General features: G+C 39.8%; 11 protein-coding genes. All 11 read right to left on the minus strand.

What is annotated here, in order from left to right; all coding sequences use genetic code 11:
- On the minus strand, positions 1 to 585 hold the full coding sequence (locus PLE33_07215; protein HPS61039.1) for a tetratricopeptide repeat protein: 585 nt from the start codon (positions 583 to 585) through the stop codon (positions 1 to 3).
- Positions 575 to 1,570, minus strand: a complete 996-nt coding sequence (locus PLE33_07220) for a VWA domain-containing protein (protein ID HPS61040.1) — start codon at positions 1,568 to 1,570, stop codon at positions 575 to 577. The genes PLE33_07215 and PLE33_07220 overlap by 11 nt, the downstream gene beginning before the upstream one ends.
- Positions 1,567 to 2,568, minus strand: coding sequence for a VWA domain-containing protein (locus tag PLE33_07225; GenBank protein HPS61041.1), 1,002 nt, complete (start codon positions 2,566 to 2,568; stop codon positions 1,567 to 1,569). Before PLE33_07225 ends, PLE33_07220 begins: the two co-directional genes overlap by 4 nt.
- Positions 2,561 to 3,451, minus strand: coding sequence for a hypothetical protein (locus PLE33_07230; GenBank protein HPS61042.1), 891 nt, complete (start codon positions 3,449 to 3,451; stop codon positions 2,561 to 2,563). Before PLE33_07230 ends, PLE33_07225 begins: the two co-directional genes overlap by 8 nt.
- On the minus strand, positions 3,448 to 4,332 hold the full coding sequence (locus PLE33_07235) for a DUF58 domain-containing protein (protein ID HPS61043.1): 885 nt from the start codon (positions 4,330 to 4,332) through the stop codon (positions 3,448 to 3,450). The genes PLE33_07230 and PLE33_07235 overlap by 4 nt, the downstream gene beginning before the upstream one ends.
- 13 nt (positions 4,333 to 4,345) lie before the next feature.
- Positions 4,346 to 5,332, minus strand: a complete 987-nt coding sequence (locus PLE33_07240; protein HPS61044.1) for a MoxR family ATPase — start codon at positions 5,330 to 5,332, stop codon at positions 4,346 to 4,348.
- Between the two features lie 145 nt (positions 5,333 to 5,477).
- Positions 5,478 to 5,669, minus strand: a complete 192-nt coding sequence (gene rpmB, locus PLE33_07245) for a 50S ribosomal protein L28 (GenBank protein HPS61045.1) — start codon at positions 5,667 to 5,669, stop codon at positions 5,478 to 5,480.
- Positions 5,670 to 5,735: 66 nt separating this feature from the next.
- Entirely contained in the window at positions 5,736 to 6,851 is a 1,116-nt protein-coding gene (locus tag PLE33_07250; GenBank protein HPS61046.1) for an ATP-binding protein, read from the minus strand.
- A 172-nt stretch (positions 6,852 to 7,023) separates the two neighbouring features.
- Positions 7,024 to 9,084, minus strand: a complete 2,061-nt coding sequence (locus PLE33_07255) for a FlgD immunoglobulin-like domain containing protein (protein ID HPS61047.1) — start codon at positions 9,082 to 9,084, stop codon at positions 7,024 to 7,026.
- Between the two features lie 435 nt (positions 9,085 to 9,519).
- Positions 9,520 to 10,473, minus strand: coding sequence for a D-glycerate dehydrogenase (locus PLE33_07260; protein ID HPS61048.1), 954 nt, complete (start codon positions 10,471 to 10,473; stop codon positions 9,520 to 9,522).
- A complete protein-coding gene (locus tag PLE33_07265) occupies positions 10,470 to 11,306 on the minus strand; it encodes a nitroreductase family protein (GenBank protein HPS61049.1) in 837 nt (278 codons plus the stop codon). The genes PLE33_07260 and PLE33_07265 overlap by 4 nt, the downstream gene beginning before the upstream one ends.
- Positions 11,307 to 12,397: the final 1,091 nt, after the last annotated feature.

Here is a 12,397-nt window from a genome sequence, read left to right on the forward strand (position 1 = left end):
TTACCACCATTTATCCGTTTTGGAGCTTTGCTTTTGTTTTAATTGCTGGCGGTCTGTGCTTTCTTTGTTATCCAGACCTTTCAAAATATTGCGGATTGCTTCCTGTTCTTGATTATCTTTGTTTTGCTGTATTTGGGCTGCAGGAGGTGATTGTTTTTGCAGTTTACGCAAAGTAAGTTCATAATTTGCCCGTAAATCCTCATCCTCAGGATCAAGCAAAAGAGCTTCTTTAAAGTGTTTCAGAGCTTTTTGGTAGTCCTTTTGCTGATAGGCAATATCACCGCTGTCATAAAGAATATTTTTTTTATCCTTTGCCTTGTTTAGAGCAATCTCAGCAGCCGAATCTGCTTCCGCATAGCGATTTTGCCTGTATAAGCACTTAGCCAGATTGGCATTGGCGGTTACATCGTTGGATTTAGTATTCTTCCGGAACAACTCTTCAGCGCGGGGATATTTTTTTGCCCGGTAAAAGGAATCGGCAAATGACTGACGCACTGCTTTGGGTCTGAATAGCAATTCCAGAATAAGCAATAACAGAATAACCGCTATCACAATCAAGATTATGCGTCTTGTTTTATTGCTCATTGCTTTTCTCCGCTGCCATTAAACCCTTCTTGCGTTTACGCGGGTCTATCACACACTCTATAATAAGCAAGATAATTGCCATTATGGCAAAGAGATAATACTGTTCTTTCAGGATAGTAACTTTCTTACCTCGGCGGGTAATTTCGTTTTCATAGATGCGTTTTAAAATCAGCTGAATTTCTTCACCGCCTGGGGTTACCCGAAAATATTCTCCTTCCGTTATCCGGGCAATTTCCTGCAGGGTTGTTTCATCCAGTTTACTTTTCACTTCTTCACCGGTTTCGGGATTACGAATGATTGTCCCTTCCGGACTTCCCACACCCATAGTATATACCCTGATGCCCTTTATTTTCAATTTCTTAGCTTCTCTTAAAGCAGAATTTTCCAGGTCTTCCCCATCTGAAATAAGAATCAGCGTGTTAGATTTTGAACCCTCGGGAAAAGCATCTGCTGCTAAATTCAAAGCGCTGCCAATATCGGTTCCCGGAATTTCTACCGTGTTACTGTTTAAACCGTTCAGGACAATGCGGACGGCTTCGTAATCATCCGTTAACGGACATTGCAAAGTTGCCACTCCGGCAAAAGCAATTATGCCAATTCTATCGGTTTTCACCTGTTCCAGAAAACTGCCAATCTGTAAAATAGCTCGTAACAACCTACTGGGCATCATATCCGTGGCATCCATACTTTGGGAAACATCTATGGCAAATATAATATCCATTCCGCTGCTTTGCAAGTCCTTATTTTCATAATCCCATTGCGGTCTTGCCAAGGCAATGATAACACAGCCCAAAGCCAGAATGCATAGAAATAGCTTAAAGCCAATCCAGAATGGCGATTGAGAATGATAATAATGTTCTTTCAAATGTAGTTCGGCATAGCGGGTAAAACGACGCTGTAAAAATCTTTCCCGTCTGAACAATAAAATCAGCAGCAACAAACACAGCCCTGAAAGTGCCAGATAGTAAGGATTGGCAATATTCATAGCTGGTCAGGCAAAACAGGTAAAATAATAGTTTTCAACAGCATTTCCAGGAGCAAAAAGGCAAACGCCAACCATAAAAAAGGCATAAAATGCTCACTGTAATTATATCTAAACTGAGTAGTAAAGCGGGTTTTTTCCAGGCGGTCAATTTCATTCATAATCTCTGCCAAGCCATTAGAATCGGTTGCCAAAGCTGCTTTACCCGTTCCTGTCGTTTCCGCTATTTTATTCAGGGTCTCCATATCCAAATCTATAAAAGTGTTTAAATAACGCGTTCCAAAAATGGGATCGGCATAAGGAAAAGGCACTAACCCTTTGCTTCCTACTCCAATAGGATAAACCTTAATTCCCAATTCCTTAGCCATTTCCGCTGCGGCTAAGGGGTCTATTTCTCCGGTATTGCTAACCCCATCGGTAATCAGAATAATCACTCTGCTTTTGGCAGTGCTGTTATGTAACCGGGCAACAGCTTTTGCCAAACCCATTCCGATAGCGGTTGCGGATGCTTCTTCATTCACTTTCAGTTTATCCAGCGAATTCAACATTGCCAAATGATCAAAAGTGAGCGGTATCTGCGTTAAAGCATATTCCGAGAAGGCAACTAAACCAAATCTGTCATTCGGACGCCTTTTCACAAAATCCTTTGCTACGCTTACCGCTGCACTTAACCGATTTTTAGGAGCAAAATCCATCGCCAGCATAGAGCCGCTAATATCCATAGCCATAACAATATCCACTCCTTTATTGCTTAAATCCCTGGTTTTTATGCCCCACCGGGGTTCAGCTATGGCAATACATAAGAATAACAAGATTAAGGAGCGTAAAACCGGATACAGATAACGGAAAGGATATTGACCGCGCGAAATATAACGCAGCTGTTTAACTCTGGAATGAGGTAAATAAAGGCGTCGTTTCCTGTGAATAATAAATTCCCAAACCAGATATAACGGAATTAGGAGTAACAAAAAAAGAAACCAGGGATGACCGAATTTAAGCATTTGTCGGCTCCTGAACAGCTTTGGCGAAACTTAATAAATAATTCCTCAGCCAAAGGGTATTTTCCTCTATTTCAGTATCAGAGGGATGGCGTTTTGCGAACTTAACTAAATCGCAGTAGTTGATAAAATTCCTGATTTCCTGTGCAAAGGGTATATTCCGCTGATATAAAGCAACCGCAATTTCCCTACCCGTCATTTCCAAAGCGGGAAAGTAATAGGTCTCTTCCAAAAAAGAACGCAGAATATCAGATAACCGAAAATGATATAAAACCACTTCTCCTTTGGCAATTAAACCCTCAGCTCTCAATTCCTCCAAGGTCTTTAAAGCTTTTTCCCAGGCAGGTAATAACGGTTGCGTTTTAGGCGAAGGAACAGCATATTCTCTTTTGGGCTTTTCGGGCTTTTTCAGCCAAAGATAAATTCCCAAAGCCAAAGCTATCAATAGCAGCAAAGGATATACCCAAAAAGGAAGTTGCAGAGGGTATTTCCGCAAAGGTTTAATATCTCGTAAAAGGGTATCTCCCTCGGCTAAAACAGAAAGCACATAGACCCTGAAACCATCAGTGTAAACAGGAGTTACACCCCTGTCAACAGGTTGTATCTCTATCCGGGGAAAGGATAAAGCACCTGTCTTTAAAGGCACAATCTTAACCTTCCAGCAACGGGGATTTTTTACTTCCCGTTTGCTTTCCAGAATAGCAAAGTCCTCCAGAGTATCAGGAATGGCAACCCCTTTAATAGCAAAATCGGTGTTAATAACAAACAGAAAAGGAGTTCCCACATTCAAGCTATCGGTTCCCTGAAGTTCCTGATTAAATTCCGCCCACAGTGCAATCGGCAAAAAGGAAAGGAAAAAGGCAATAATCACCAGGGTTTTTTTCATCTGCGTTTTTCTCGTAAAGTGAAGAACTTTCTTAAAGCACCGATATAGGAATCGGAAGTGCGAATTAGTAAATAGTCGCAAGAGCATTTACGAAAGAACTCCTGCAAGTTCTTCTGTTCGGTATTTACTATTTCCTGATATGCTTTACGCAACTTGGGGTCGGAACTGTTAAGCCAAACTTCTTCTCCCGTTTCCGGGTCTTGCAAGGATAAAATTCCCGCTTTGGGAAGCTCCAGTTCGCTATCATCCAAAACCCGCAAAGCCACAACATCATTCTTAGTAGCGAGAATTTTCAGGGAATGCTCATAACCGGAATCAATCCAATCTGAAACGATAAAGAGAATACAGCGTTTTTTTAACATCTTATGGGCATATTCACAGGCATTTTTCAGCGAGGTCTTTTTGCTTTTCGGTTCATAGTATAGCACTTCTCTAAGAATTGCCAAAGCATTGTTGCGTCCTTTGCGCGGGGGTAAAAACTTTTCTACCTGATCGGAAAAGAGAATCAGACCTGCCAAATCCTGATTGGCAACTGCAGAAAAAGCCAATGCCGATACCAGTTCAGCAATTCTTTCTCTTTTAATCATACTGCGAGTGCCAAATTCCTCCGAAGCGCTTACATCTACTAAAAACACTACCCTCAGTTCTCTGGTTTCACGATATTTTTTTATGTAGAGTTGACCCATCCGCGCCGATACATTCCAGTCAATATCTCTGTAATTATCTCCCGGTTGGTATTCCCGCACTTCTGCAAATTCCAAACCCTGTCCTTTAAACCGGCTGTGATATTCGCCTCTGAACATTTCAGCAACAGGATTGCGGGTGCGAATTTCTATCCTGCGAATCTTTTTCAGGATATCAGAAACGCTTTGGGTAAACATAATCGCCTATATTTTAAGGAACTTCAATTTCATCCAGAATACGGTTGATGATCTCTTCGCTGGTAACTTCTTCAGCTTCAGCTTCGTAAGAAAGAATGATGCGATGTCTTAAAACATCTCTGGCAACCGCTTTAATATCATCAGGAATTACATAAGCTCTTCCTGATATGTAAGCATTGGCTTTAGCAGCTCTTGCCAGAAAAATTGTTGCCCGGGGCGATGCCCCAAACTCAATCAGACCCTTCAAATCAATCAAACGCGGATAGCGTTCCGGATGGCGGGTGGAATTGATTAAATGCAGAATATAGTCCTTCAGCTTTTCTTCCATATAAACCTGATCCATCACTTCCCGCATACTTTCTATAGCGTCGGGATTCAGCACTTTGCGTAAAGGAATCGGTTGTTCATTCACCATTCTTTCCAGGATTACTTTTTCTTCATCATAAGCTGGATATTTAATCTTCAATTTCATAAAGAATCTATCTACCTGTGCTTCCGGAAGAGGATAGGTTCCCTCCTGTTCAATAGGATTTTGGGTTGCCATCACAAAAAACGGTTTAGGTAAAGGAAAAGTATTGTCTCCCAAGGTTACCTGTCTTTCCTGCATTGCTTCCAAAAGGGCTGATTGCACTTTGGAAGGAGCTCTGTTGATTTCATCTGCCAAAATAAAATTGGCAAAGACGGGTCCCTTTTTCACACTGAATTCTCCGCTTTTAGGATTGTAAATCATTGTGCCGGTTATATCTGCAGGTAACAGATCGGGTGTAAATTGAATGCGGGAACAGGAGGCATCAAAAACAGACGCCAACGAAGATATAATAAGGGTTTTTGCCAAACCGGGAACGCCTTCAATTAAAATATGACCATTGGCTATAATTCCAATCAGCAAGCGGTCTATAATCTCCCGTTGACCTACAATCACTCTGGCAATTTCAGAACGAACCTCAACCAGCACTGCAGAGCTTTTTTCTACCTGGCTTTGAATCGCCTCAATTAACATTAAACCCCCATAACAGTTTATTAGTTAAGTAGTTATTTAGTGCTTCAGTCATTATTTATTTACACAAAAAACGGGAATCCGGTAAAACCTGATTCCCGCAAGACATTCTTCTCCGTAATCTTCAGCTCAAAATCACAGATTGTTGTTATACAGCTTTGCGGACTTTATTTGCTTTCAGGCAGGAACTGCAGACCTTGATTTTCTTAGTTCCGCCATCACTGGCAACACGAATTTCGTGCAAATTAGGATAAAACCTACGCTTAGTAGCATTTAAGGCATGACTGCGAGAATTGCCTACCTGAGCTGTTTTTCCACAGATATCACATACTTTGGACATAATTCACTTCCCATTTTTTCTTACATCAGGAACCAAAGAAAAGAGAGCGCTATTTTTGACAAGCAATTATTTGGTAACTTGAGGAATGCGAATATCAAACCTGCTTCCATTCGGCTCTACAGGAATATATTCCAAGCGCCCGTTATGCTCCTGAACCAGTTTTTTACAAATTGCCAAACCCAAACCTGTGCCCTGTGTTTTACCATCCGTAACAAAGGGCTGAAACAATTCTTCCCTTAATTTTTCGGGAACACCAGGTCCGTTATCAATTACGGAAATCTGTAACCACCCGGAAGAAATGTTGCTGATAATTTTAATGTTACCTTCTCCCGTTATAGCTTCCATCGCATTTTTAATAAGATTTATCAAGACCCTGCGGATTTTTCCCTCATCAAAATATGCATAGTCGGGGATTTTGTTTTCCACTTCAAAACTGATCTTGCGTTCTTTGAGGGAAGGGGCATACACTTCGCCAAGTTCCTGAAAAAAGGCATCCATATTCACTTTTTGAATTAGAGGAGGGGTTTCCGTTCCTCTGGCAAAATCCAAAATCTCATGCACTAATTGGTCTATCAGCTTGGTCTGTTTCACAATGTTTTCGGTGAATTCACTGCTTTCCGGAAAGATATTTTCCAGCAATTGCGCCGTAAGAACAATAACGGTTAAGGGGGTTTTAATATCGTGAATAATTTTACTGGCAGCCATACCGATAGCCATTAAACGGTTCTTTTGCAGCATTTCATCCATCAGTTCCACAAGGCGTTCATTAGTATTGCGTAAGCGTCTGGAAATAACTCTGGTTAAATTCAACATAATAACCGGATAGGCAAAAAGCATTTCGTTAAATACCGTGCGAGGAATAACTATCAGTTCTACATCTTCAAGAGCAACCACGCTGGCTGAACGAGGACAGTCATCAATTATACCCATTTCGCCAAAAAAATCCCCTGCTTCCAAAGTTGAGAGCTGAGCAAAATGCGTTTCGGGATTAGTTAAGCCCTTATCAATCTCCACTTTACCTTTGCATATATAGAAAAGATTTTCCCCTAAGGAGTGTTCGGTTATAATTGCCTCTCCCTTGTTAATTTCAATTCGCTCCAGGTCTTTCGTCAGCTCTTTTACAGCATCTTCTGATAAGCCGCTGAATATCCCTAAATTGACCTTTTGCACTGTATCAACCATATATACCTCCCATTTTTCTTACCTTCAATATTCCTTATATTTACAAAATAAATCACTAAGCTCTTTTGTCAAGTTTTATCAGCTTCACTGCTTTTTCGTAATTTCCAGGGTTAAAATAAACAAGCTACCTGAAATTCGGGTAGCTTGTTTAAACATAGCGTTAGGTGAATAGTTATTTCAGATAAATCATTTTTTTACAACCCGAATAATTGGTTGCCTTCATTTTCAGGTAATAAACTCCGGAGGGCATTGCCTTTCCAGAATCCGATTTTCCATCCCAAACATAATGGAAAGCGCCCATTGTATTGTAATTTTGTTGATAATGTCTTACCAATTGTCCTTTAGAATTGTAGATATCTAATATTACATTATCGGCTGCTTTTAGGTTATAGCCAATCGTAATGTCTGAGCTAAAAGGATTGGGGAACATTTTACCTAATTCTGTTCTTTCTATTAATTGGGGCGGATTTTCCGGGTTATTATTAGCGATTGTAACAGATACAGGACCGAAGTAATCTATATCACCATTAAGTTCATTTGCCTGAAGCCAATAGAAGTAAGTTCCTGTAGCAAAAATTTCAGCATCCGTATATGAATAGGAATGTGTTGACGAACTATTTTCCGCAGTCAGATAACAGCTGAGTTTGATGGCATCGGAAAGATTTTTCCAAGTATTACGATAGATATTGTAACCGGCAATATTGGTTTCAGATTGAGTAATCCAATTTAAGGTAACAAAATTATCAGCAGTAATAAAAGCTGTAAATGAAGACAACTCAACGGGCAATGTTTCATCTTCTCCATTAAAGAAAACAATCTCTACATCTCCATCCGCCTTACCTGCAGATATTGTAAAATCCACCAAATCAACAGTCCAGCTTATATTTTTGGAAACTTTTACCCAAGTCTGAGAAGGCAACACTCTATACATCAGATATGCAGGTATATAACCTAAATCGGGATTGATTTGTATCGTTCTGCCTGTAAAAGTGCCTCCACTTAATAAGATATATAAACCAGGATAATTAACAGGTGTCCCTTCCGGAGCCCAATCTGTAGTTATTACCGGATTAAATATACCGGTAATAGAAGGAATTTGAATTTGCGGGTTAACAGTATTTCCTTCACCGTCTGTTACTGCGGGAAGATCATCAGCATATAAATCTGTAGTAGTAAATTCCCAGGTATCAGGGCTTTGAGCATCACCAGTGGCATTATAGGGTACAATTTTCCAATAATACTTTGTATTATACTGCAAATTATCCGAAAGAGTGTAGCTTGAGCTTGATTGAGAAACTCCATTTAAAACATCGGAAGGCGGATTATCAGTTCCTAAAAACACTTTATAGCCGGTAGGATTTCCACTTGCAGGAGCACTCCAACTTAAGGAAGGACGAAGACCTATATTTGTAGCATTCGTTTCAGGATTGGGAGTTGTTGCTGCACCTGGATAATCAAAAGGAATATTAGTATCCCAGGAAGGTGCCGTAGCAGAAAAAGTTCCATCAATATGATTGGGACTGCTATCCGCAACCGTAGTTCCTGTTCCTTCGGACATTTTGTAATAGGCAATTAAACCTGTAGTAGAAGGGTCAATATTTACATAGCGATTATCAGCTAATTGGGTTGCCGAACGGGTTACATTCCAAATTCTCACTTCATCCACATTTCCCAGCATACAACGAATGTTTGATTGTGTATTTGGAGAATAGCCAATATATACAGGCCGAGAAGATTGAGTACTGGCAGTAGTTGCTGTGAGAGGAGAACCAACTTGAACACCATTCACATAAAGAGTCATAGTAGAGTTGCTACCGGACATTGATTGAGTTATTGCCACATGCTGCCAGGTATTAAGGGTTAGCACATTATTCGCATAAATCTCATACCAATCAGTAGTTCCATTACTTTTAGCAAAGCTAAGGGTTCTATTGCTGCTCCCATAGCGAAACACATAACCAGATGAATAAGTTGGAGATCCTGAACTCCAATCATCCTTACCAACAATTGTATTCATTGCTTTGGTTGAACTAAAATTAGTGGGATAAATCCATGCTTCAATGGTAAAATTGCTATTGGGAATATTAAAAGCTGCATTAGTTCCACAATTAACATATTTTGGTGCCGAAGGAGTTGAACCAACGAAGGATAGGGAATAACCGGAACTCCATAAAGGAAAACTTCCTAATAATAGAGCGGTTAATAATAATAACGGTAAAAAGGGTTTTTTCATTTTACTTTCTCCTTATTTTATTTATATTTCCCGGGCTCTTAGAGAAAATACATAAGCATTTCCTTCGTTAAGCAGCCCGATTTAGTCCTTCTAAATCATTTTCTATCACTTGCATTATACCTCATTCTCTTGCCAATTTATTAAAAAACTGGACAAAACCAAACTCTTTAAGGCGTAAACAGTTAAAGAAAATCACCAATTCTTCATCCTCAATAACAATATAAGCTTATCAATTCTCATCTAAAATAATTTTTGCTTAGCTAATCTGTCAAGGTTTATTTTTCAATTTTTCCTGGTTACCCGATATTTTCCGTTAAGGTAATTGCTCCTATAGCATTTATCTTACTTTTTTACAATTGGTTGCATTAACTATTAAAACCTGCTGTTCCATATCTTCCGGTTATCTATTTTCAATTTTTTTTGCTTTCTCTTTTGCTAATTTACTCTTGCCGGTGGTTTTCTCCTTTCCATAACGGCAATGGCATTTTCTGCAGCCAACAGTGCCATTTTAGTTCTGGTTTCAATGCTGGCAGAGCCGATATGAGGCAGGAGAACTACATTTTCCAACGCAAGTAGTTCCTCCGGAATATAGGGTTCATTTTCATAAACATCCAGTCCCGCAGCAAAAATGCGTCTTTCTTTAAGGGCTTTAGTCAGTTCTTTTTCATCAATAACCGCTCCTCTGGAAGTATTTATCAACACGGCGCTATCTTTCATCAATGTAAATTCTTCCTTACCAATAAGATGGAAGGTCTCTTGCGTTAAAGGCAGATGAAGAGTAAGGATATCCGCTTCCTGCAGCAGGGTTTTCAAAGTAACTTCCGCTGCTTCAAAAGGTAGTGTTTCAGCAAGTGGATTATCATTATAATAGATAATCCGCATCTCAAAGCCCGTAGCGCGTTTGGCAACTGCCTTGCCAATTCTTCCCATTCCTATTATCCCAAGTGTTTTTCCGTAAACATCAAGTCCGCACATCAGCATTGGTTCCCAACCCTTAAAATTGCCATTTCGTAAAAACCGTTCACTTTCCGAAATTCTTCTACAGGTGGCTAAAATTAGTGCCCAGGTAAGGTCAGCCGTAGTTTCTGTTAATACACCGGGAGTGTTGCAAACCGTAATTCCGCGTTGAGTAGCAAAATCCACATCTATGTTATTATAACCTACGGCGTAAGAGGAGATAACTTTTAATTTGGGGGCACAATTTATCACCATTTTATCTATGTTATCGGTCAGCAGACAGATTAAAGCTTCCGCATCTTCAATTCCTGCAATAAGTTCCTGATAAGTTAAAGCACGGTTGTAGGGATTTATTTTCAAGGTAAATTTCTCTTCCAACAATTTTATTGCCGGCTCTGGAATACGGCGGGTTAAAAATAATACCGGTTTCATAAATACCTCACAAAATCGCTGACCTGATGCCTATCCGGCAGGGGAAAATGCTCTGCAGGATAGCCAAGAGGAGTTAAACAGGCAATATAATCCTGAGGGGGAATACCAAGTAAATTCTTAATTTCCTCTTTATCCATATCGGTAACCCAGCAAGTGCCCAAGCCATAAGCTTTGGCAGCCAGCAATAAATGGTAGGCAGCAATACAGGCATCCTGAATTTTCCGGTGTGAGATATCCCCTTTGGCAGCAACGGCAATAGCAAAAGGAGCAGCTAATAGCGGTTTTCCTGAAGGACCTCTCAAGGCAACAATTTTCTCCAAAATTTCCCGCTTTTTAATCACAACATAATAATAACCCTGTAAATTACAGGCAGTTGGAGAATAGCGACAAAGCTCAAAGACATTGTTTAAAAGCTCAGGGGAAACAGGTTCCGCAGTATATTTACGGATGCTGCGGCGTGTTTTTAAGCTCTCTTCCAGCGTTAGATAGGGCTCTAATTGCCGTTCAAAACACTGAAATTCCAAAGACCTGCCTTCAGGATCAGTTGCCCAAAAATGATAGATGTTATATTTTGGATTTTCCCCGGGAGCTGTTTTAGCTATGCTTTTCAGCTTTGTATAAGCGGCATCAACCTGTTCCCGGTCATTAAAAAAGAAAGTTATGGTGCCGCAATTTTCAATGCTTTCACCTTCACAAAAACCCAACAATTGATTACCGGATCTAAATATTACACAGGAATCCTGATCTAACCAGACAGGAAGTTCCAGCATAGAAGCGTAAAAAGACCTTATCCGACCCAAATCCTTGGTTTTGAAGAAGACAATTCCGTTCATTTTTTCTCCTATACTTATCTTTTATAGATATTCTAATCGTTTCAGGGCTGCAGGCAACACCTTTATGGTAACGGAGGCATAGCATTTGTTTGTTTTTACTTACAATTTTTCCACAGCCCTCTCTGTTTTTACAACCCACAAATTGTAAACACTAACAACCGCGCTACAACTGGTTTCCTCATTTCAAAATTGGGAGGTAAAACAAAATTGTTTCTTGAAAAATGGGTTGGTATCGTCTTTTTTTACTAAAGTAATCTTCTTTTTCAATAAACAGTGAGCAATTAGCACATTGACTATTTTTCCTTCCCAGAGAAATTCCGGTATTTTCTCAATAACACTCCGATATGATTCCCGTATCGTTCTCGTATCGCGATATGGGAACGATACGGGAATCTAATTCGCAGCATATTGCAAAAAAACAGGAACTGATAAACAAATATCTTGGGAGTGAAAAAAGAATAATTGCTGCCGATAGTGTGTTATCGCTTTATGGTGTTGATATTCTATACTGCTTGAATAGTGGGTGATTGATTGGTCGGTTGTATGGGTGTATTATTTTGTTTTAACTCACAATTTTTCGGTTTGGAAACCAGTCGTAGAGCGGTTGTAAGTGAACTAAATGTGTGGGATGTGGTTTCATTGAAGGCAGGTGAAAATTGTGAGTCAAAACAAACTGTTTGTTTTGACTCTAAACCGATTCTTCTGTGGTTGCAACTATATGCAGAAGTAACAGAATATTTATCTTTTGTCCGATACTGTCAAAGCTGAAGCTCGGTTTAGAGTTAAAACAAAAATTCCATCCCGAAACAACCATTTCTGAACAATTCCAACCCAACCCTGCAAATGTGAAGAAGGACATTCTTTCACAATTGTGGAATTTGAGGGGTTGGTATAGCTTGGTTGCCTGTGTGCAAGGTTTTTGTTTTAACTCACAATTTTGAAATGAGGAAACCAGTTGTAGCACGGTTGTAAGTGAACTAAATGTATGGGATGTGGTTTCATTGAAGGCAGGTGAAAATTGTAAGTCAAAACAAGCTGTTTGTTTTGACTCTAAACCGATTCTTCTGTGGTTGCAACGAAATGCAGAGGTA

The organism is Candidatus Cloacimonas sp. (assembly GCA_035403355.1).
In the GTDB taxonomy this organism is placed as follows: domain Bacteria; phylum Cloacimonadota; class Cloacimonadia; order Cloacimonadales; family Cloacimonadaceae; genus Cloacimonas.